Here is a 21,073-nt window from a genome sequence, read left to right on the forward strand (position 1 = left end):
CCGGTTAATTTTTTTATTTTTAAAGGACTCAGTTAAATGTTTAAATTCAAATTATCCTATGTTGCACTAGCAGCAGCTTTAAGCTCAAGCTTTGTTTATGCCGACCCGAATAGTTATACTCATCTATCAGGTGCCAAGGTTATTGATATTGAAAAACCCAATGCCGCCGGTGTCTCACATAATATGTATCGTGAGTTTAATGTTGATAGTAATGGCGTCGTTCTTAACAATAGCGCCAGCGATCTCACCCACGCGACGTTGGGCAATATTGCGAAAAATAACAATCTTACTAACGGTAGCGCTTCTGTTATTCTTAATGAAGTCACCTCAAACCGCGCAAGCTCGCTGAACGGATTTATTGAAGTGGCGGGTCAAAGAGCTGATGTTGTTATTGCTAACCCCAATGGTATTTCCTGCTCAGGTTGTAGCTTCATCAACACCAATAAGGTGGTTTTAACGACAGGGAAAGTGACACTTTCCGATACTGGCGCTATCGCCAGCTATAACGTTACCGGTGGTAAACTGTCCATCGAAAAAAACGGAATGAATGCCAGCAATAGCTACGCTGTTCTCCTCGCCGATGCAATAGCCATTAACGGTGCGGTTAATGCGAAGAACGCGATAGTAGGCGCTGGAAACTTTACCTTTGATAACGGCTCAGGTGCAATGACCCCGGCAGGTAAATCTGCGACGGCGCTGCAGACCTTATTCCCTGAATACAGTATCGACATTAGTAATCTGGGCGGCATCAAAGCCAATAGCATTACCATGGTTGGCAATAATTTAGGTTTTGGCGTACGAAATAAAGGCGCGATTGTTGCTAACTCTGGCCTCTCCTTGACTAGCTTAGGTTCACTCACCAACGAAGGCTCTATCGCCAGCAACGGTATTATCACTCAGATAGTATCTGTAGGGAATTTAAAAAACACTGGTAATATATCAACAACAAATACAACTGTGATCAACTCGCTAAGTTCCTTAACCAATAATGGGACTATTTCCACGACTCGTCAGCTGTTAGCCAAGGCGTCAGGGAATATCGAAAATACAGGTACCTTAAGCGGCGGTGCCGCGTTAAACGTTACGGCGGATGGCAACCTGAAAACCACTTATGGATCCAATCTGCTGTCAGATAACCAATTAGTCGTGACCGCGGGTGGTAACATTGAAAACGGGGGCTCTACCAGAGCTACAAACACTACGGTAACCTTTGGCGGAGACGCCCTTAAAGTGACCGGCAATATTTACGGTTATGATACCCTCCTCATTCAGGCAAAAAAAAATGATAGCCTGACATCCGGAGAAATCATCAACTCAGGCTATATAGCCGGTGACAACGCAACTGTTCAAACTAAAGGTACCCTGACGCTACAAAAAAATAGTCAACTGCACGGTTCATCAACGTTGGTAACAAAGAGCTACCAGCTAAAGAATGAAGGATATATTGGTGGACACAATATCAATATCGAAAATGACGTTACCAACAACTATGGTACGATTGTTGGCCGTGATAATGTTTTAATTAAAACCTATAACGATCTTTACAATGAAGGCGAAATTTTAAGTTCAACAAACATGACTTTGGATACACAAAATCACGGTAATATTACTAACCGTTCTCACATAGGAGCTGGCGGCACTTTAACCATGTCGGCTAAAAAAGTGATTAATGGCGGTTACCGCTGCGGTTTCCTGGGGTTGGCAACCTGTGGCAAAGGCACTATATCCACGACTAATCTGTTTTTAAACTCATCCCATAAATACGCCAATGAAATGGGCGGCACTCAGCAGTTTAAAATCGCGACCATTAACACCATCAATTAACATGAAGTTGTCAATGAAGATGAGCGTCTCTTTCTAAAAAAAATCTTATGCTGGTTCTTCGGCGCCAGCATTTTTACGCATAGTGATAAAGAGTTAGCCAGCCCTTTAAATAGAAGGTCAATATATTAACGCGTTTTATATTGACCTTCTAACTGATTAAACGTGTAAGCAAAAATCTCCGCGAATTTTATCGCTCTCAGTCGTATCCCTACGGCTCAAATGGCCGGCGCTGGAACTGATCGTGCCCGCATTTTGGGCAATGCGGCAGCACATCAGGCGTATAAACCGGCAGATGGTAGTGGCACTTCTCGCACACCAGATTGCCAAGTCCCACGACTTCGCCGCTGTGATAGACGCCATGATGGCTGAGATCCTGAAACACCTCGCGCCACTCAAGCTGTGTTTTATCGGTAATATCCGCCAGTTCCTGCCACAGACTCTCTTTGATCACCCGCATAAAGACACTATCAGTGAGCTCATCCTGACTCTCTTCATAACTGAGCGCGAACTCTTCCAGATCGCGTCTGACAGCGCGGATCACGTTCTCGATTTCGCTCTGCGTTAACTCGCCCGACTGGCTAATCTTGACCCTGGCCTGCTCCACCAACACGTCAATATCGCGTTCTCCGTTGCGTAACCGCTCGCTGAGCGTCGACACCAGCTCTCGGTAGAATTGAGCAACCTTGTCCATCTTTTCGCCTCCGGTGTGGTTAACTTCTTCTAATGATAGACGTTATCTACAGATTGCTCTGCAAGCCAAGCCACAGAGTCGCGAAATTTTCTCTACCGCTTTCATCTATGTAAGTGCGTGAAAGGCTGTTTTGACGTTGGCGTTTGGGCTATGCTATGCCGATCTGAAATAACACATCCATTGGCTACATTTTGTAGCTGTATTGAAAACAGGACCACTGGCTGCCATGCAAGAGCAATACCGCCCGGAAGAGATAGAATCAAAAGTCCAGCAACACTGGGACGAGAAGCGTACCTTTGAAGTTACCGAAGACGAGAGCAAAGAGAAGTATTACTGCCTGTCGATGCTTCCCTATCCTTCTGGTCGACTACACATGGGCCACGTGCGCAACTATACCATCGGTGACGTGATTTCCCGTTACCAGCGTATGTTGGGCAAAAATGTCCTGCAGCCTATCGGCTGGGATGCGTTTGGTCTGCCTGCGGAAGGTGCGGCGGTGAAAAACAACACCGCGCCGGCGCCGTGGACCTACGACAACATCGCCTACATGAAAAACCAGCTGAAAAAGCTGGGCTTTGGCTATGACTGGAGCCGTGAAGTGGCCACCTGCACCCCGGAATACTACCGCTGGGAGCAGAAGTTCTTCACCGAGCTGTATAAAAAGGGGCTGGTCTATAAAAAAACCTCCGCGGTGAACTGGTGTCCGAACGATCAGACCGTTCTGGCGAATGAACAGGTTATCGACGGTTGCTGCTGGCGTTGCGACACCAAAGTCGAGCGTAAAGAGATCCCGCAGTGGTTTATTAAAATCACCGCCTACGCTGACGAACTGTTGAACGATCTGGATAACCTGGATCACTGGCCTGACACCGTTAAAACTATGCAGCGCAACTGGATCGGCCGCTCTGAAGGCGTCGAGATCGCCTTTGACGTCAACGACTACGCCGACAAGCTGACCGTTTATACCACCCGCCCGGACACCTTTATGGGCTGCACCTACCTTGCCGTCGCTGCGGGCCACCCGCTGGCGCAGCAGGCTGCAGCCAATAACCCCGCGCTGGCGACCTTTATCGACGAATGCCGTAATACCAAAGTTGCCGAAGCCGATATGGCGACCATGGAGAAAAAAGGCGTCGATACCGGTTACAAAGCCATTCACCCGCTGACCGGCGAAGCGATCCCGGTATGGGCGGCAAACTTTGTGCTGATGGAGTACGGCACCGGCGCGGTTATGGCCGTCCCGGGTCACGATCAGCGCGACTACGAATTTGCCAGCAAATACGGTTTGAACATCAAGCCGGTTATCCTGGCCGCTGATGGCTCAGAACCCGATCTCTCCGAACAAGCGCTGACCGAAAAAGGCGTATTGTTTAACTCCGGCGAGTTCGACGGCCTGGATCATGAAGCTGGCTTTAATGCCATCGCGGATAAGCTCGCGTCTCTTGGCGTCGGCGAACGTAAAGTGAACTATCGCCTGCGCGACTGGGGCGTTTCCCGTCAGCGCTACTGGGGCGCGCCGATCCCAATGGTCACTCTTGAAGACGGCACCGTGATGCCGACGCCGGAAGATCAGCTGCCGGTTATTCTGCCGGAAGATGTCGTGATGGACGGCATCACCAGCCCAATTAAAGCCGATCCGGAGTGGGCGAAAACCACCGTTAACGGTCAGCCGGCGCTGCGCGAAACCGATACCTTTGACACCTTTATGGAGTCCTCCTGGTACTACGCGCGCTACACCTGCCCGCAGTACGACCAGGGTATGCTGGACCCGGAAGCGGCAAACTACTGGCTGCCGGTCGATATCTATATCGGCGGGATTGAACACGCCATTATGCACCTGCTCTATTTCCGCTTCTTCCACAAGCTGATGCGCGACGCAGGCATGGTGAACTCTGACGAACCGGCTAAACAGCTGCTTTGCCAGGGGATGGTGCTGGCGGACGCCTTCTACTACGTTGGCGAGAACGGCGAGCGTAACTGGGTGTCGCCGAAAGAGGCGACTACCGAGCGCGACGAAAAGGGCCGTATCGTTAAAGCCTTCGACCCGCAGGGCCGCGAGCTGGTCTATACCGGCATGAGCAAGATGTCCAAGTCGAAAAACAACGGCATCGATCCGCAGGAAATGGTTGAACGCTACGGCGCGGACACCGTGCGTCTGTTTATGATGTTCGCTTCGCCGGCTGACATGACGCTTGAGTGGCAGGAATCCGGCGTGGAAGGTGCGAACCGCTTCCTGAAACGCGTCTGGAAACTGGTCTACGAACATACCTCTCAGGGCGAAGCCGCTGCGCTGGACGTTGCCAGCCTCAGCGAAGATCAAAAAGCGCTGCGTCGCGACGTGCACAAAACGATCGCGAAAGTGACCGATGATATCGGCCGTCGTCAGACCTTCAACACCGCGATTGCGGCGATCATGGAGCTGATGAACAAGCTGGCGAAAGCGCCGCAGGAAGGTGAACAGGATCGCGCGCTGATGCGTGAGGCCCTGCTGGCCGTGGTTCGTATGCTCAACCCGTTCACTCCGCATGCCAGCTTTACCCTGTGGCAGGAGCTGGGTGGCGAAGGCGATATTGACAACACGCCGTGGCCGGTCGCTGACGAAAGCGCAATGGTTGAAGACACCACTCTGGTCGTGGTCCAGGTAAATGGTAAAGTTCGTGGTAAAATTACCGTTGCGGTGGATGCAACCGAAGAGCAGGTTCGTGAACGTGCGGGTCAGGAGCATCTGGTTGCGAAATATCTCGACGGTGTGACCGTACGTAAAGTGATCTACGTTCCGGGTAAACTGCTCAATCTGGTCGTTGGCTAAGCGCAGGAGGAAGCGTGCGATATCTGGCAACATTGTTGTTATCTCTGGCGGTGTTAATCACCGCCGGCTGTGGCTGGCACCTGCGTAGCACTACGCAGGTTCCGACCGCAATGAAAACCATGATCTTCCAGTCGGGCGATCCTAATGGTCCATTAAGTCGTGCCGTCCGTAATCAGCTGCGTCTGAACGGGGTTGAACTGGTCGATAGCAGTACGCTGCGCAAGGATATTCCTTCCCTGCGTCTGGAGACATCGTCCATTCAGAAAGATACGGCGTCTATTTTCCAGGACGGCCGTACTGCGGAATATCAAATGGTAATGACGGTAAATGCCAGCGTCCTGATCCCAGGCCATGATATCTATCCCATCACGACCAAAGTCTACCGCTCGTTCTTCGATAACCCACAGGCGGCGTTAGCGAAAGATGCTGAGCAGGACATGATCGTTCAGGAAATGTACGACAAAGCGGCGGAGCAGCTGATCCGTAAACTACCGAGCGTACACGTTGCGGATGTCGAAGCCACCAAAGAGGATGAGAAGCCGGTCACCACGACCCCAGCCGCTTCCACCTCCGGCAATCGCGTCTCCACTACGCTGGGTAACTGATGATTCGGTTGTACCCGGAACAGCTCCGCGCGCAGCTCACTGAAGGGCTGCGCGCGGCCTATCTACTGCTTGGCAACGATCCGCTGCTGCTGCAGGAGAGCCAGGACGCCATCCGCGAAGCCGCCGCAGCCCAGGGCTTTATCGAACACCACACCGCCACCGTTGATGCCAGTACCGACTGGCCTGCCCTCTTCTCGTTAAGTCAGGCCATGAGCCTGTTTTCCAGCCGCCAGACGCTGCTGCTGATCCTGCCCGATAATGGCCCTAATGCGGCAATTAACGAACAGCTCGCGACGCTCGTCGGCATGCTGCATGACGATTTACTGCTGATCGTTCGTGGTAATAAGCTGACGAAAACGCAGGAGAACGCAGCGTGGATGACGGCGCTAACCAGCCGGGCGGTGCAGGTTAGCTGCCAGACGCCGGAATATGCCCAGCTGCCGCGCTGGCTCGCCGCGCGCGCAAAGCAGAATAATCTGCAGCTTGATGACGCGGCCAGCCAGCTACTGTGCTACTGCTATGAGGGTAATCTGCTGGCTTTGGCGCAGGCTCTGGAGCGCCTTTCGCTGCTGTGGCCGGATGGTAAACTGACGCTGCCGCGGGTTGAGCAGGCCGTGAATGATGCCGCGCATTTCACACCTTACCACTGGGTGGATGCGCTGCTGGCCGGTAAAAGTAAGCGCGTTCTCCACGTTCTGCAACAGCTGCGTCTGGAAGGCAGCGAGCCCGCTATCCTTCTGCGCACCCTACAACGCGAACTGCTGCTGCTGGTCAACCTGAAGCGGCAATCGGCCCATACGCCGCTGCGTTCGCTGTTTGACAAGCATCGCGTATGGCAAAACCGCCGCCAGCTGGTCAGCGACGCGCTGGCCCGCCTTAGCGCCGATCAGCTGCGTCAGGCTGTCACGTTGTTGGCCCGCGCGGAGCTCACCTTCAAGCAGGATTACGGGCACTCCATATGGCCCGAGCTGGAAAGTCTCTCTTTATTGCTCTGCCATAAAGCGCTGGCAGACGTTTTTATTGATGGTTGATATGACTCAGTTACAGGCGATGTATGGCGGCACCTTCGATCCGGTGCATTACGGTCACCTTAAACCGGTGGAAATTCTGGCCAACCTTATCGGCCTCAATAAAGTCACCATCGTGCCCAACAATGTGCCGCCGCACCGCCCGCAGCCCGAAGCCACCAGCGACCAACGCAGGCATATGCTGGCGCTCGCCATCGCCGATAAACCTCTGTTTATCCTCGACGATCGTGAGCTTAAGCGCGACACGCCGTCATATTCAGCGCAAACCCTGCGCGAGTGGCGCCAGGAGCAAGGGCCACAACGCTCCCTGGCGTTTATTATTGGCCAGGATTCACTGCTCACCTTTACCACCTGGCACGAGTATGAAAGCATTCTTGATAACGTACATCTGATCGTTTGCCGACGCCCGGGTTATCCGTTGACCATGGCGTGCGAGCAGGATCAGCAATGGCTGGACAAACATCTCACTCATGACGTCGAGCGGCTGCATAGCAGCCCGGCGGGCGTTATCTACCTGGCCGAAACGCCGTGGTTTGATATCTCTGCCACCCTGATTCGCCAGCGTCTTGAAGCTGGCGAGTCCTGCGCGGACATGCTGCCGGAAACCGTGCTCGACTATATCCATGAGCAGAAGCTCTACTGCTAGCCTTACAACAAGGAGAGTCTCATAGACTCCTTTTGAGAGGGTCATCATGAAGTTATGGTTAGTTCGTCATGGCGAAACCGAAGCTAACGTCGCGGGCCTCTATAGCGGGCATGCTCCCACAGCCTTAACCAAACGCGGAATCGGACAAGCGCAAACGCTGGGAAAGCGGCTGCAGGCCGTTCCTTTTCAGCGCGTGTTTTGCAGTGAACTTGAGCGCACCCAGCGCACGGCCAGCCTGCTGCTTGGCGACCGTGACGTCCCTCGCCAGTCCTTCGCCGAACTCAATGAAATGTTCTTCGGCGACTGGGAAATGCGCCACCATCGCGATTTACAGCATGAAGATGCGGAAAACTACGCCGCGTGGTGCGCCGACTGGCAGCATGCGGCGCCCACTAACGGTGAAGGTTTTCAGGCGTTCGCCAGACGTGTCGCCAGCTTCACCGCCACTCTCCCTCAGCACCAGGAACTTGATCATCTGCTGATCGTCGGCCACCAGGGCGTTCTTAGCCTGTTAATCGCTCAACTTCTGAGTATGCCGGATGCGGCGATGTGGCACTTCCCCATCGAGCATGGCGCGTGGAGCCTTGTCGATCTACAGCCCGATTTCACTACCCTGCGCGTGCTGAATAGCCGGGCAGTTTGGCTGGCGGAAGAAGAATTGCGCGCAGACCATTGACAGGGCAAAGCAGGCTGTTATTCTCCGCAGCCAGGCTGCATTTACCATTTGAACTTTGCAGAAATTGTTTTACAAAAATGGCGATGCAAACATCGGCGATGGATGGGATGATAGCGGCCTTAACCGCCCATTTATCGACATTTATCCCGACTTTGCTACCAGTTCGGGTATACTGTCAGGCTGTTTATTATTATCACTCTTCACACACCCAGGGGGAACTCTTGCAGGGTAAAGCACTCCAGGATTTTGTTATCGACAAAATTGATGACCTGAAAGGTCAGGACATCGTTGCCATTGACGTTCATGGCAAATCCAGCATCACTGATTGCATGGTTATCTGCACAGGCACTTCTACGCGCCATGTTATGTCCATCGCCGACCACGTAGTGCAAGAGTCTCGCGCCGCCGGTATGCTGCCGCTGGGCGTTGAAGGCGAAGTCGCCGCGGACTGGATTGTCGTCGATCTCGGCGACGTTATGGTTCACGTCATGCAGGAAGAGAGCCGTCGTCTGTACGAGCTGGAAAAACTCTGGAGTTAACGCGTGAAGCTGCACCTGGTAGCCGTTGGCACCAAAATGCCGGACTGGGTTCAGACCGGCTTTAGCGAATATCTGCGCCGTTTTCCAAAAGATATGCCGTTCGAACTGGTGGAAATCCCCGCCGGAAAACGCGGTAAAAATGCCGACATCAAGCGAATTCTTGAAAAAGAAGGTGAAATGATGCTGGCGGCCGCAGGCAAAAACCGCATCGTCACCCTGGATATTCCGGGGAAGCCATGGGATACGCCGCAGCTGGCGCGCGAACTGGAACGCTGGAAACAGGATGGCCGGGATGTCAGTCTGCTCATCGGCGGCCCGGAAGGCCTTTCACCCGCTTGCAAAGCGGCAGCGGAACAAAGTTGGTCGCTCTCAACGCTCACCTTACCTCACCCTCTGGTTCGCGTACTGGTGGCCGAGAGTCTGTATCGGGCGTGGAGCATTACCACCAACCACCCTTACCACCGTGAGTAATGATGACCAGGGTAGACTAAGCAGCGAATGAAATTACAGAATTCTTTCCGCGACTATACGGCTGAATCCTCGCTGTTCGTGCGCCGGGCGCTGGTCGCTTTTTTGGGGATTTTGCTGCTTACCGGCGTATTGATCGCCAATCTTTATAACGTGCAGATTGTGCGTTACACCGACTATCAAACGCGTTCGAACGAAAACCGCATCAAGCTGGTCCCTATTCCGCCGAGCCGCGGCATTATCTACGATCGCAACGGCACGCCGCTGGCGCTCAACCGCACGATTTACCAGCTGGAAATGATGCCGGAGAAGGTCGACAACGTTCAGCAAACGCTGGATGCGCTGCGCGACGTTATCGATCTCACCGATGACGATGTAGCGAACTTTAAAAAAGAGCGCGCCCGCTCGCACCGCTTTACCTCCATTCCGGTGAAAGTCAATCTCAGTGAAGTGCAGGTCGCCCGTTTCGCGGTTAACCAGTACCGTTTTCCCGGCGTGGAAGTCAAAGGCTATAAGCGCCGCTACTATCCCTATAATTCCGCTCTGACCCACGTTATCGGCTACGTCTCCAAAATTAACGATAAAGACGTCGATCGCCTGGATAAAGAGGGAAAGCTGGCTAACTACGCCTCCACGCACGATATCGGCAAGCTGGGGATCGAACGTTATTACGAAGATGTCCTGCACGGGCAGACCGGCTATGAAGAAGTTGAAGTAAACAACCGCGGCCGGGTAATTCGCCAGCTAAAAGAGGTTCCGCCACAGGCCGGGCGCGATATCTATTTAACGCTCGACCTGAAGCTACAGCAGTATATTGAAACGCTGTTGGCCGGCAGTCGCGCGGCGGTCGTGGTCACAGACCCGCGTACCGGCGCCATCCTCGCGCTGGTCTCGACGCCAAGCTACGACCCCAACCTGTTCGTTGACGGTATTTCCAGCAAAGACTACTCCGGGCTGCTTAACGATCCTAATACACCGCTGGTCAACCGCGCGACCCAGGGCGTTTACCCCCCGGCGTCAACGGTTAAACCTTACGTTGCCGTGTCGGCGCTCAGCGCCGGAGTTATTACCCGCAACACCAGCCTGTTTGACCCCGGCTGGTGGCAGCTCCCCGGCTCGGATAAGCGCTACCGCGACTGGAAAAAATGGGGCCACGGCCATCTGAACGTCACCAAAGCGCTGGAAGAGTCGGCCGATACCTACTTCTATCAGGTTGCTTACGATATGGGTATCGACCGCCTGTCGGAGTGGATGGGTAAGTTCGGCTATGGCCACTATACCGGCGTTGACCTGGCGGAAGAGCGCTCCGGCAATATGCCGACCCGCGAATGGAAGCTCAAGCGCTTCAAGAAACCGTGGTACCAGGGTGATACCATTCCGGTCGGCATCGGACAGGGTTACTGGACCGCGACGCCTATCCAGATGAACAAGGCGCTGATGATCCTGATTAACGATGGCGTGGTAAAAGTGCCGCACCTGCTGCAGAGTACGGTAGAGGACGGTAAACCGGTGCCGTGGGTTCAGCCCCATGAACCGCCGGTCGGCGATATCCACTCTGGTTTTTGGGAGATCGCCAAAGACGGGATGTTTGGCGTCGCCAACCGCGGCAACGGTACCGCGCATAAATACTTCGCCAGCGCGCCGTATAAAATTGCGGCCAAGTCGGGTACCGCTCAGGTCTTCGGCCTGAAAGCCAACGAGACCTATAACGCGCACAGAATCGCTGAACGCCTGCGTGACCATAAACTGATGACGGCGTTTGCCCCTTACAACAACCCCCAGGTTGCCGTTGCCATTATTCTTGAGAACGGCGGCGCAGGTCCGGCAGTCGGTACCATTATGCGTCAGATTCTCGATCATATAATGCTAGGCGATAACAACACCAACCTGCCGAGTGAAAACCCGGCGGTAACGGCTGGGGAGGATCAATAATGACTGATAATCCGAATAAAAAATCGCTATGGGATAAAATCCACCTCGACCCCACCATGCTGCTTATCCTGCTGGCGCTGCTGACCTATAGCGCGCTGGTTATCTGGAGCGCCAGCGGTCAGGACATGGGCATGATGGAGCGTAAAATCGGCCAGATCGCTATGGGGATTGTTATCATGATCGTCATGGCGCAAATTCCGCCGCGGGTCTATGAGGGCTGGGCACCCTATCTCTATATCTTCTGTATTATCCTGCTAGTGGCGGTTGATGCCTTCGGCGCCATCTCTAAAGGGGCACAGCGCTGGTTGGATCTCGGCATCGTCCGCTTCCAGCCGTCGGAAATTGCCAAAATAGCCGTACCGCTGATGGTGGCGCGCTTTATCAACCGCGATGTTTGCCCGCCATCGCTGAAAAATACCGCTATCGCGCTGGTGCTGATTTTCCTGCCCACGCTGCTGGTCGCCGCGCAGCCTGACCTCGGGACCTCGATTCTGGTCGCTCTGTCCGGCCTGTTCGTGCTCTTTCTGTCTGGTCTCAGCTGGCGTCTGATCGGTATCGCCGTGGTGCTGGTCGCCGCCTTTATTCCGATCCTCTGGTTCTTCCTGATGCATGATTATCAGCGCCAGCGCGTAATGATGCTGCTCGACCCGGAAACCGATCCGCTCGGTGCGGGTTACCACATTATTCAGTCAAAAATCGCCATCGGCTCCGGCGGGCTGCGCGGGAAAGGCTGGCTGCATGGCACCCAGTCGCAGCTGGAGTTTCTGCCTGAACGCCATACCGACTTTATCTTTGCCGTACTGGCGGAAGAGCTGGGACTGATTGGCGTACTGATCCTGCTGGCGCTCTATATTCTGCTGATCATGCGCGGGTTGTGGATTGCCGCCCAGGCGCAAACCACTTTTGGCCGGGTCATGGCCGGTGGTTTAATGTTGATTTTATTCGTTTATGTCTTCGTAAATATTGGTATGGTAAGTGGTATTTTACCGGTGGTGGGGGTACCTTTGCCGCTGGTCAGCTACGGGGGCTCTGCCCTAATCGTATTGATGGCCGGGTTTGGTATCGTTATGTCGATCCATACTCACAGAAAAATGTTGTCGAAAAGCGTGTAAGGGGTTCGCGATGCGTAAGCAATGGCTGGGGATCTGCATAGCAGCAGGACTGCTGGCGGCATGTTCGGGTGAAGACGTTCAACAAAAAACGGTCAGCACTCCACAGCCGGCCGTTTGCAATGGCCCGACGGTGGAAATTAGCGGCGCCGATCCGCAGTATGAAACGCCTAACGCAACGGCGAATCAGGATTACGAACGTGATGGCAAAAGCTATAAAATCGTTCAGGATCCGTCTAACTTCACCCAAGCGGGCTTCGCAGCTATCTACGACGCCGAGCCTAACAGCAACCTGACTGCATCGGGAGAAGCGTTCGATCCCACACAGCTTACCGCAGCCCATCCCACGCTGCCGATCCCAAGCTACGCGCGGATCACCAACCTGGCGAACGGCCGCATGATCGTAGTACGTATCAACGATCGCGGCCCCTACGGTAACGATCGCGTGATTTCACTGTCGCGCGCCTCGGCCGATCGTCTGAATACCTCGAATAACACCAAAGTGCGCATCGATCCGATCGTCGTCGCGCCGGACGGCTCGCTTTCCGGTCCGGGGATGGCATGTACGACGGTGGCCAAACAGACCTATGCCCTGCCTGCCCGCCCGAATCTTGACGGCGATAACAGCGCGGGGATGAGTCAACCCGCACAAACTGACGTGCACGCCATCAGTAACTCAACCCTGAAGCCGGAAGACACTACCGGCGCTCCGGTTAACAGCGGCGGTTTCCTCGGCGCGCCGACGCCGCTGAATAACGGCGTGCTGGAAGGCAGCGAGCCTGTCGTGCAAACCGCCCCGGTTACCGCGCCGGGTTCAGTGCAAGGCAGCGTGGCGCCTGCCGTAGCCGCCACCGCCGCCGTGACGCCTGCCGCAGCCGCCAGCGGTGATTTCGTCGTGCAGGTCGGTGCCGTCAGCGATCAATCGCGCGCCCAGCAGTACCAGCAGCGTCTGAGCCAGCAATTTTCCGTCCCGGGCCGCGTCACGCAAAACGGCGCGGTATGGCGGATTCAGCTCGGCCCATTCAGCAGCAAAGCGCAGGCCAGCACGATCCAACAGCGTCTGCAAAGCGAAGCTCAGCTGCAGTCATTTATTACTCGCGCCAACTAAAGGCATCGCACCCGCATCCCCTGCTCGTTGCGCATGACAAAGTCATTAACAAAGTCGTGCGCAATGTCGGATGCTGGTTCGTAATGCGTTTGTTATAGTAAGGCACTTTTTTAACTCCATCACGGATGCCGTTGTTCAGACCATGAAGACCTCTTTTACCGCTCGTTTACTCGTTACGGCGCTCTCCGTGGCAGCGCTGTCCTCCGCTGCCCGCGCCGATGACCTGAATATCAAAACTATGATCCCAGGCGCCCCGCAGATTGACGCCGAATCCTGGATTCTTATCGATTACAACTCAGGCAAAGTACTGGCAGAAAACAACGCCGACTCCCGCCGTGACCCGGCAAGTCTGACCAAGATGATGACCAGCTATGTGATTGGTCAGGCCATGAAAGCGGGCAAGTTTAAAGAGTCCGACCTGGTCACCGTGGGTAACGACGCATGGGCGACCGGCAACCCGGTCTTTAAAGGCTCCTCGTTGATGTTCCTCAAACCGGGTATGCAAGTGCCGGTATCCCAGCTGATCCGCGGTATCAACCTGCAGTCCGGCAACGACGCCTGCGTGGCGATGGCCGACTACGTCGCGGGTAGTCAGGATGCCTTCGTCAGCCTGATGAACAACTACGTTAACGCCCTTGGCCTGAAAAATACCCACTTTCAGACCGTTCACGGCCTGGATGCCGATGGTCAATTCAGTTCTGCGCGCGACATGGCGCTTATTGGCCAGGCGCTGGTTCGCGATGTCCCGAACGAATACACCATCTATAAAGAAAAAGAGTTTACCTTCAACGGTATTCGCCAACTCAACCGCAACGGGCTACTGTGGGACAACAGCCTGAACGTCGACGGTATTAAAACCGGCCATACCGACAAAGCGGGCTATAACCTCGTGGCTTCCGCAACCGAAGGCCAGATGCGCCTGATCTCCGCCGTAATGGGCGGCCGTACTTTTAAAGGCCGCGAGTCCGAAAGCAAAAAGCTGCTGACCTGGGGCTTCCGCTTCTTCGAAACCGTTAACCCAATTAAAGCCGGTAAAGAGTTCGCTTCTGAACCCGCCTGGTTCGGCGATAGCGATCGCGCCTCTCTCGGCGTGGATAAAGACGTTTATCTGACTATCCCGCGCGGCCGCATGAAAGATCTGAAAGCCAGCTACGTGCTGAATAACGCCGAACTGCACGCGCCGCTGCAGAAAAATCAGGTGGTCGGCACGATTAACTTCCAACTGGATGGCAAAACGATCGATCAGCGCCCGCTAGTCGTGTTGCAGGAAATCCAGGAAGGCAATTTCTTCGGCAAAATCATTGATTACATTAAGTTAATGTTCCATCACTGGTTTGGTTAAAAATCGACCACTTGAAAGTGTGATTTACATCCCCATATACTAGATATCCTGATAACTCCCACACGTCGTGGGAGTTATTATTTTTTGTTGTAACACCGGAGCTGACATGAAAACCAAACTTAACGAACTGCTTGAATTCCCTACACCATTTACTTACAAAGTAATGGGACAGGCGTTGCCGGAGCTGGTTGACCAGGTGGTTGAAGTGGTACAGCGCCATGCACCAGGTGATTACTCTCCGACGGTAAAACCCAGCAGCAAAGGCAACTACCACTCAGTCTCTATTACCATCAATGCAACCCACATTGAGCAGGTAGAAACCCTGTATGAAGAACTGGGCAATATTGAAATCGTACGGATGGTACTGTAAATCTATTCCCCCGACCCGGCCCTGCGCCGGGTCTTTCTCGCTGTGATATACTCCCCCACTCAAGTCATTCTCTCTCTGCGGAGACGTTGTTTTGCAGCACAATAAAATCCTCATCCGCCAGCTCGGCCTGCAACCTTACGAACCTGTCTCGCAGGCAATGCATGAGTTTACCGATACCCGCGACGATGCCACCCTGGATGAAATCTGGCTGGTGGAGCATCACCCGGTGTTCACGCAGGGTCAGGCCGGAAAGGCTGAACATGTTCTGGTCCCCGGCGAGATACCGGTTATTCAGAGCGATCGCGGCGGACAGGTCACCTATCATGGCCCCGGACAGCAGGTGATGTACGTTCTGTTGAACCTTAAACGCCGCAAGCTGGGCGTGCGTGAGCTGGTGACTCTTTTAGAGCAAACCGTCGTTAACACCCTGGCGGAGTATGGTATTGAATCGCATCCGCGGGCAGACGCGCCCGGTGTCTACGTGGGCGAACAGAAGATCTGCTCTCTGGGTTTGCGCATCCGCAAAGGTTGCTCATTCCACGGTCTGGCGCTGAATATCAACATGGATCTGTCACCGTTCCTCAGGATTAACCCATGCGGTTATGCCGGAATGGAGATGACGCAGATGCGCCAGTGGCGGCCCGATGCCCGTACGGATACCGTCGCGCCACGCCTCGCCGCCAATCTGCTGGCTTTACTAAACGATCCGCCGGCGGAATATATTCAATCTTGCTAGCTATCACGTCCCGTGAACGCGGGACGTCACATTTTTACATCCGCCTGGATTAAGTCTTTATTTTTGCAATCAATTATCACTAATAAAATAATTGTGACCGCTATAATGGTGCTAATCATCACTAGCGGAAATATAGAGTGGACGAAAATAACTCTCAGACAGAACCAACCGAACGCCTTGACGATCGCCACGATCGGCAGATGTTTCGCATTCTGCGTAATATCGATCTCAATTTACTCACTATTTTTGAAGCGGTTTACGTCCATAAAGGTATCGTCAACGCGGCCAAAATACTGAATATCACGCCCTCTGCGATTAGTCAGTCCATCAACAAACTGCGCGCCCTCTTCCCTGACCCGCTTTTTATCCGCAAGGGCCAGGGCGTAACGCCAACGGCTTATGCCTCGCATCTTCATAAGCATATTAGCCAGGGTATGGAGGCATTTCTTAACGCCCTGGATTTAACCGGGAATACCCGGAGCGAGCGGGTGATAACCGTGGCTACCTCGCCGGCTATTGGCGCGTTGATCATGCCGGTTATCACCAGGCAGCTGCGGAGCGTCTTTCCCCAGATTTTGCTGCACAATGTCGCCATCACCGACGCGGCCAGCCAGTTAAACCAGCGTCAGGTTGACCTGCTGGTTGACAGTTTCCCCCACAGCGGGCAGGGGATTACGCACCATGTGCTATTTCAGGATAGCGTACATATCTTCTGCCGGGCAGGGCATCCGGCCCTGACGCTGCCGGCAACCTCAGCAAATCTCAGTCAATATGAATTCGCGCTTCTGCAGCCTGAAGGCCAGCGCTATACGACGATCCTGCGCCACCTGCATGAGCATCTCGGCGAACGTCGCTATGGGTTCAGCAGCTACAATCTGTTAACTCAAGCAGCCCTGGTCAACGACAGCGATATGCTGGGGCTAATCACGTCCGGAATGTTCTCGCTGGTCGAGAAGATTTGGCCCTTAAAAATGATCGATTTTCCGCCTCTGCGGGAAGAAAGAATTGATATTGCGCTGCACTATAACAAGCTCAGCGCGAAGGAGCCCTTGCTGAAAGAGATCGTTGAGACGATTCGCCAGGCTTTTTAGTCGATAAAGCACGTGAGGGAAAAGCATAAAACAACAACTATTTTACAATTTGCCGGCCAGCAGGCTGCTTTATCCCCCGTATCAATGATATACTGCCTGCGTTTAATTCAAAAATAGTTGATAAATGCAACATTTACTTGAATTGATTCGCTTTCCTTCGTCACTCGCAACTGGAACACGCACGCTATGAGTAAACCCATTGTGATGGAACGCGGTGTTAAATACCGCGATGCCGATAAAATGGCCCTTATCCCGGTGAAAAACGTGGCAACTGAGCGTGAAGCTCTGCTCAGAAAACCGGAATGGATGAAAATCAAACTTCCGGCTGACTCGTCCCGTATCCAGGGGATTAAGGCAGCGATGCGTAAGAACGGCCTGCACTCCGTGTGCGAAGAAGCCTCTTGCCCTAACCTCGCGGAATGTTTTAATCACGGAACGGCAACCTTTATGATTCTGGGTGCCATCTGTACCCGTCGTTGCCCGTTCTGCGATGTTGCCCACGGTCGCCCGGTTACGCCGGACGCCAACGAGCCGCAGAAGCTGGCGCAAACCATCGCCGATATGGCGCTGCGCTATGTGGTGGTGACTTCCGTGGATCGGGACGATCTGCGCGATGGCGGCGCTCAGCACTTTGCCGACTGCATCAAAGCGATTCGTGAAAAAAGCCCGACGATTAAAATTGAAACCCTGGTACCGGACTTCCGCGGCCGTATGGATCGCGCGCTGGAAATCCTCCAGGCGACGCCGCCGGACGTGTTTAACCATAACCTGGAAAACGTGCCGCGCCTGTATCGCCAGGTACGCCCTGGCGCCGACTACAACTGGTCGCTGAAGCTGCTGGAACGCTTTAAAGAAGCACATCCAGAGATCCCGACGAAATCGGGCCTGATGGTTGGTTTAGGCGAAACCAATGCTGAAATCGTAGAAGTGATGCGCGATCTGCGTCGCCATGGCGTCACCATGCTGACGTTAGGCCAGTATTTGCAGCCGAGCCGCCATCACCTGCCGGTACAGCGCTACGTGAGCCCGGATGAGTTCGAAGAGATGAAAGCCGAAGCGATGGCCATGGGCTTTACCCACGCTGCCTGCGGGCCGTTCGTTCGCTCGTCCTATCATGCCGACCTGCAGGCCAAAGGCATGGAAGTGAAGTAACCCCTCCCAACCGCGGCGTGATATTTTTCGCGCTGCGGTCCATCCTGCCAATGCATTCTTTTCCTGAGAAAAAGCCCAACGCGGTAACAGTTGGTTGCATCTTTTTAGACCAATGTATATACATTTAACATAAAAAAGGCCGCAGCGTTAACGTTGCGGCCTCTTTGCCGACGCGGTTTAGCCCCGTCGGTAGCGAGCCTCCTCTATCAGGAAACTCGTCGCGAATTACTCTTTATGAGAGAGCTTCTGTGCCGGCGCTTCTTCAGCACTGGTCTTCTTCGCACTGTCATCGTCATCGTTCATGGCTTTTTTAAAGCCTTTGATAGCCGAGCCCAGGTCTCCACCCAGCGTGCGTAACTTTTTGGTACCAAACACCAGGATAATCAGCGCTGCGACTACCAGCAGTTTGGTAATACTAATCTCACCCATAGCTAACCTTCTTCTCTAATACAAGCTGCGAATACGCCATCATACACGCATACAATTAACGGCTATTTGACGCGCGGACACAATAGCAATCTGTAACAAGGTGAATCAAGCCTTGTTTAAAAAAACGTCATAATAATTGCGGTGGCGCAAAGCGGCGATTACGCAACACCGGCAGGCGCTCGCGTACCTGCTGGATATAATCAGCTGAAAGTTCAGAAAAAATCAACTGCGGTCGCTCTCCCGCCCCGGCAAGCGTTGTCCCTAAGGGGTCGATAATACGGCTTTGGCCGATATTACGCGTCCCGCACTCTCCTGCGGCGACAATATAGCAGGTGGTATCCAGCGCTCGTGCCGCCAGCAGCGTCGCCCAGTGATGTTCCTTCAGCGGCCCTTTTACCCACGCGGCAGGCAACACGATAAGCTGCGCACCGCTGAGCGCTAACGACAGCGCCAGTTCAGGGAAACGTAAATCGTAGCAGGTCATCAGCCCGACGCGCATCCCATCGACTTCGATCAGCGGCGGAATTTGCCGCCCGGCATCGACCAACCTGGATTCCTGGATATTGAACGCATCATAGAGATGCAGTTTCTGGTATTGCTCCACAATCTTCCCCTGACGCAGGGCCACCAGCGTATTCGTCGCTCGACCTTCGCCGGAAGGGATATGCAGGGTCAGCACCGTCGTCAACGCACTATTTTCGCTCTCTGCCAGCAAGAGCTGTAAAAAGTCGCCATCAAGCTGCTGGGCGGATTTAACTGACAAATCCGCATCGTTATCGTCTCGCGCCAGCAACGCCTCTGGCAGAACCAGAAGAGATGCCCCCCGCTCCGCGGCCTGACGCATCATACTGACGCAGGTCTGCGCGTTTTCACTCCAGTCCGGCGTTACGGCAAATTGTCCGGCAGCAACAAGCATCTTTTCTCTCCCGTCAGGTTAGTCGTAGCCAGTAAGGCCTTTCGCGCGCTACACTCGAAGTTTAGTCTCAATCAATAAACAGGGAATGACCGTGTTGCAACTCCTTTTTGCTGTGTTTCTTGGCGGCGGCACCGGCAGCGTTTTGCGCTGGTGGCTGGGTATGAAGTTTAACCCCATGCATCATGCTATCCCCATTGGTACGCTCACCGCTAACCTGCTGGGGGCTTTTATTATCGGCGTAGGACTGGCATGGTTTAATCGCCTGACGGATATCGATCCGATGTGGAAGCTGCTTATCACCACCGGCTTTTGCGGCGGGCTGACCACCTTCTCCACGTTCTCCGCCGAGGTGGTGTTTCTCCTGCAGCAAGGGCGCCTTAGCTGGGCGTTACTCAACGTACTCGTCAACTTATTAGGCTCATTTGCCATGACCGCCGCTGCGTTCTGGCTGTTCTCTCATGCCGCCAGCCGCTAACCGCAGGCAAAAAAAAACCCGCCATGAGCGGGTTTTTATATTCTACTGACGCGTTGCTTAGATAGGCATTACGTTTGCAGCAGAAGGGCCTTTGGCACCGTTAGTGATTTCGAACTCTACGCGCTGACCTTCAGCCAGAGTTTTGAAACCGTTGGACTGGATTGCAGAGAAATGTACGAATACATCTTTGCTGCCATCTTCCGGAGTAATGAAACCGAATCCTTTGGACTCATTAAACCACTTAACGTTACCTTTAATCTTAGACATCAAAATTACCTTTATATGAAAAAATCGACACTAATACTGTGTCGGGTATCAGTACACCAATTGTGGTACCTTTTGTCCAGCGCAACTTTGCTAAAAAGTGATAAAAGTCTCTATCTTTTTGTACAGGGTTCACTTTAGTCTTTGTTTTTCCACAAGACAGTCCGCTTATCTCTTTTATGGCTATCAAAATTCGCATCAAAACTGAATGCGCGCCCAGGCAAAGTAAACGTTACCGTTGTTGTAGGTACCGGGTATATAGGTCATCTGGAATGTTGCCGGACCGTAACCGATGGAAGCCAGGGGCAGCACGACCGGAATAGGGATATAGTTCCAGTTATCACGCGCCGTCACGCCAAGCGTGTAGCCCAGACCCAAGTGGAAATTATCGTCCGCCAGCGGACGCCACGTCTTCTCCCAGCCATAGCCGCCGATAGGCTCCCACTTGTTATAAGAGTCTTTAAAGGCCATCAGATAGATGCCATGCCAGTTTCCTTTATCGTCCCAGCGCGAGACCCCGAAGCCGGCGCCCCACGGGCGTTCGTTATACCGGTCCGTTTTCTCTTTATCGTAGGCGAAACGGGCATGCCAGGTCACCGCAGGGATATAAAGATCGTAGTGCTCAGGCTCATTCCACGTCTGCGAGACGTTATCGCTCAGCGTGTTGTAGCCGTCGCGAAGCGTCGAGCTGAACGATGCATTAGCGGAGGTGGATGATAGCAGCAGGCCCAGGCATCCAAGAAAAAATCCAATAAATCGACGTCGCATTAACACTTTCTCTTACCAGTATCATTTTTAAAGCGGAGTAAGATAGCAAAGATAAACTTAATACTACCTTAACGGAATTAGGCAAACTCTTGATT

General features: G+C 53.6%; 22 protein-coding genes. 17 read left to right on the forward strand and 5 right to left on the reverse strand.

Translation table 11 applies throughout. The features are described from left to right. The first annotated feature begins 36 nt into the window (after positions 1-36). The gene (locus EGY08_RS06935) at positions 37-1,824 is read left to right on the forward strand and encodes a filamentous hemagglutinin N-terminal domain-containing protein (RefSeq protein WP_123828340.1); all 1,788 of its coding nucleotides are present in this window, start codon (positions 37-39) and stop codon (positions 1,822-1,824) included. Between the two features lie 208 nt (positions 1,825-2,032). On the opposite strand, the gene EGY08_RS06940 is transcribed toward EGY08_RS06935, so the two are convergent. Further along, positions 2,033-2,515, reverse strand: a complete 483-nt coding sequence (locus tag EGY08_RS06940) for a zinc ribbon-containing protein (RefSeq protein WP_004130430.1) — start codon at positions 2,513-2,515, stop codon at positions 2,033-2,035. Between the two features lie 226 nt (positions 2,516-2,741). Here EGY08_RS06940 and leuS point away from each other — a divergent pair, with 226 nt between their 5' ends. The 15 genes from leuS (at position 2,742) to lipA (ending at position 18,126) form a co-directional block, all read left to right on the forward strand. Continuing rightward, the gene (gene leuS / locus EGY08_RS06945; RefSeq protein ID WP_087828671.1) at positions 2,742-5,324 is read left to right on the forward strand and encodes a leucine--tRNA ligase; all 2,583 of its coding nucleotides are present in this window, start codon (positions 2,742-2,744) and stop codon (positions 5,322-5,324) included. 14 nt (positions 5,325-5,338) lie between these two features. After that, positions 5,339-5,929, forward strand: coding sequence for an LPS assembly lipoprotein LptE (lptE, locus tag EGY08_RS06950; protein WP_004130425.1), 591 nt, complete (start codon positions 5,339-5,341; stop codon positions 5,927-5,929). Next, positions 5,929-6,960 carry a DNA polymerase III subunit delta gene (gene holA, locus EGY08_RS06955; protein ID WP_004130422.1) on the forward strand — a complete coding sequence of 344 codons (1,032 nt, stop codon included), beginning with the start codon at positions 5,929-5,931 and terminating at the stop codon, positions 6,958-6,960. The genes lptE and holA overlap by 1 nt, the downstream gene beginning before the upstream one ends. Then, positions 6,953-7,603 (forward strand): nicotinate-nucleotide adenylyltransferase, encoded by a 651-nt coding sequence (nadD, locus tag EGY08_RS06960; RefSeq protein ID WP_004130420.1) that lies wholly within the window; start codon positions 6,953-6,955, stop codon positions 7,601-7,603. The genes holA and nadD overlap by 8 nt, the downstream gene beginning before the upstream one ends. Positions 7,604-7,649: 46 nt before the next feature. After that, positions 7,650-8,279: an adenosylcobalamin/alpha-ribazole phosphatase gene (locus EGY08_RS06965; RefSeq protein WP_049114259.1), complete on the forward strand. Its 630-nt coding sequence runs from the start codon at positions 7,650-7,652 to the stop codon at positions 8,277-8,279. Between the two features lie 221 nt (positions 8,280-8,500). After that, a complete protein-coding gene (gene rsfS, locus EGY08_RS06970) occupies positions 8,501-8,818 on the forward strand; it encodes a ribosome silencing factor (protein WP_004130418.1) in 318 nt (105 codons plus the stop codon). 3 nt (positions 8,819-8,821) lie between these two features. Next, positions 8,822-9,289: a 23S rRNA (pseudouridine(1915)-N(3))-methyltransferase RlmH gene (rlmH, locus tag EGY08_RS06975; RefSeq protein ID WP_004100160.1), complete on the forward strand. Its 468-nt coding sequence runs from the start codon at positions 8,822-8,824 to the stop codon at positions 9,287-9,289. A gap of 27 nt (positions 9,290-9,316) precedes the next feature. Continuing rightward, positions 9,317-11,218, forward strand: coding sequence for a peptidoglycan DD-transpeptidase MrdA (gene mrdA, locus EGY08_RS06980; RefSeq protein WP_004130417.1), 1,902 nt, complete (start codon positions 9,317-9,319; stop codon positions 11,216-11,218). Continuing rightward, positions 11,218-12,330 carry a peptidoglycan glycosyltransferase MrdB gene (mrdB, locus tag EGY08_RS06985; RefSeq protein WP_004100156.1) on the forward strand — a complete coding sequence of 371 codons (1,113 nt, stop codon included), beginning with the start codon at positions 11,218-11,220 and terminating at the stop codon, positions 12,328-12,330. Before mrdA ends, mrdB begins: the two co-directional genes overlap by 1 nt. Positions 12,331-12,340: 10 nt before the next feature. After that, positions 12,341-13,435 (forward strand): endolytic peptidoglycan transglycosylase RlpA, encoded by a 1,095-nt coding sequence (gene rlpA / locus EGY08_RS06990; RefSeq protein WP_004130416.1) that lies wholly within the window; start codon positions 12,341-12,343, stop codon positions 13,433-13,435. Between the two features lie 142 nt (positions 13,436-13,577). Beyond that, positions 13,578-14,777: a D-alanyl-D-alanine carboxypeptidase DacA gene (gene dacA / locus EGY08_RS06995; protein ID WP_032742271.1), complete on the forward strand. Its 1,200-nt coding sequence runs from the start codon at positions 13,578-13,580 to the stop codon at positions 14,775-14,777. Between the two features lie 106 nt (positions 14,778-14,883). Further along, positions 14,884-15,147: a DUF493 family protein YbeD gene (gene ybeD / locus EGY08_RS07000; RefSeq protein WP_004100153.1), complete on the forward strand. Its 264-nt coding sequence runs from the start codon at positions 14,884-14,886 to the stop codon at positions 15,145-15,147. Between the two features lie 91 nt (positions 15,148-15,238). Then, the gene (gene lipB / locus EGY08_RS07005) at positions 15,239-15,883 is read left to right on the forward strand and encodes a lipoyl(octanoyl) transferase LipB (RefSeq protein WP_004130414.1); all 645 of its coding nucleotides are present in this window, start codon (positions 15,239-15,241) and stop codon (positions 15,881-15,883) included. A gap of 137 nt (positions 15,884-16,020) precedes the next feature. After that, entirely contained in the window at positions 16,021-16,974 is a 954-nt protein-coding gene (locus tag EGY08_RS07010; RefSeq protein ID WP_004130413.1) for a YbeF family transcriptional regulator, read from the forward strand. 186 nt (positions 16,975-17,160) lie between these two features. After that, entirely contained in the window at positions 17,161-18,126 is a 966-nt protein-coding gene (gene lipA, locus EGY08_RS07015; protein WP_004130412.1) for a lipoyl synthase, read from the forward strand. 225 nt (positions 18,127-18,351) lie between these two features. On the opposite strand, the gene tatE is transcribed toward lipA, so the two are convergent. Together tatE and EGY08_RS07025 are read right to left on the reverse strand one after the other, a co-directional pair. After that, positions 18,352-18,555: a twin-arginine translocase subunit TatE gene (tatE, locus tag EGY08_RS07020; protein WP_004130411.1), complete on the reverse strand. Its 204-nt coding sequence runs from the start codon at positions 18,553-18,555 to the stop codon at positions 18,352-18,354. 127 nt (positions 18,556-18,682) lie between these two features. Further along, complete coding sequence (locus tag EGY08_RS07025) at positions 18,683-19,471, reverse strand: deaminated glutathione amidase (protein WP_004130410.1); 789 nt, start codon at positions 19,469-19,471, stop codon at positions 18,683-18,685. A 91-nt stretch (positions 19,472-19,562) separates the two neighbouring features. Here EGY08_RS07025 and crcB point away from each other — a divergent pair, with 91 nt between their 5' ends. Continuing rightward, a complete protein-coding gene (crcB, locus tag EGY08_RS07030) occupies positions 19,563-19,946 on the forward strand; it encodes a fluoride efflux transporter CrcB (protein ID WP_049112038.1) in 384 nt (127 codons plus the stop codon). 57 nt (positions 19,947-20,003) lie between these two features. Here crcB and cspE read toward each other — a convergent pair whose 3' ends face one another. Continuing rightward, positions 20,004-20,213, reverse strand: coding sequence for a transcription antiterminator/RNA stability regulator CspE (cspE, locus tag EGY08_RS07035; protein WP_004100146.1), 210 nt, complete (start codon positions 20,211-20,213; stop codon positions 20,004-20,006). 195 nt (positions 20,214-20,408) lie between these two features. Then, on the reverse strand, positions 20,409-20,984 hold the full coding sequence (gene pagP, locus EGY08_RS07040) for a lipid IV(A) palmitoyltransferase PagP (protein ID WP_162626021.1): 576 nt from the start codon (positions 20,982-20,984) through the stop codon (positions 20,409-20,411). Positions 20,985-21,073 lie beyond the last annotated feature (89 nt).

This window comes from Klebsiella sp. FDAARGOS_511 (assembly GCF_003812845.1).
Lineage (GTDB): Bacteria > Pseudomonadota > Gammaproteobacteria > Enterobacterales > Enterobacteriaceae > Klebsiella > Klebsiella grimontii.

Coding starts and splice junctions, on each gene's coding strand:
- cspE (WP_004100146.1), bottom strand. CDS start 20,213: ATGTCTAAGATTAAAGGTAACGTTAAGTGGTTTAATGAGTCCAAAGGA.
- mrdA (WP_004130417.1), top strand. CDS start 9,317: ATGAAATTACAGAATTCTTTCCGCGACTATACGGCTGAATCCTCGCTG.
- lipA (WP_004130412.1), top strand. CDS start 17,161: ATGAGTAAACCCATTGTGATGGAACGCGGTGTTAAATACCGCGATGCC.
- ybeD (WP_004100153.1), top strand. CDS start 14,884: ATGAAAACCAAACTTAACGAACTGCTTGAATTCCCTACACCATTTACT.
- dacA (WP_032742271.1), top strand. CDS start 13,578: ATGAAGACCTCTTTTACCGCTCGTTTACTCGTTACGGCGCTCTCCGTG.
- EGY08_RS06935 (WP_123828340.1), top strand. CDS start 37: ATGTTTAAATTCAAATTATCCTATGTTGCACTAGCAGCAGCTTTAAGC.
- EGY08_RS06965 (WP_049114259.1), top strand. CDS start 7,650: ATGAAGTTATGGTTAGTTCGTCATGGCGAAACCGAAGCTAACGTCGCG.
- nadD (WP_004130420.1), top strand. CDS start 6,953: ATGGTTGATATGACTCAGTTACAGGCGATGTATGGCGGCACCTTCGAT.
- EGY08_RS07025 (WP_004130410.1), bottom strand. CDS start 19,471: ATGCTTGTTGCTGCCGGACAATTTGCCGTAACGCCGGACTGGAGTGAA.
- leuS (WP_087828671.1), top strand. CDS start 2,742: ATGCAAGAGCAATACCGCCCGGAAGAGATAGAATCAAAAGTCCAGCAA.
- EGY08_RS06940 (WP_004130430.1), bottom strand. CDS start 2,515: ATGGACAAGGTTGCTCAATTCTACCGAGAGCTGGTGTCGACGCTCAGC.
- rlpA (WP_004130416.1), top strand. CDS start 12,341: ATGCGTAAGCAATGGCTGGGGATCTGCATAGCAGCAGGACTGCTGGCG.
- tatE (WP_004130411.1), bottom strand. CDS start 18,555: ATGGGTGAGATTAGTATTACCAAACTGCTGGTAGTCGCAGCGCTGATT.
- mrdB (WP_004100156.1), top strand. CDS start 11,218: ATGACTGATAATCCGAATAAAAAATCGCTATGGGATAAAATCCACCTC.
- holA (WP_004130422.1), top strand. CDS start 5,929: ATGATTCGGTTGTACCCGGAACAGCTCCGCGCGCAGCTCACTGAAGGG.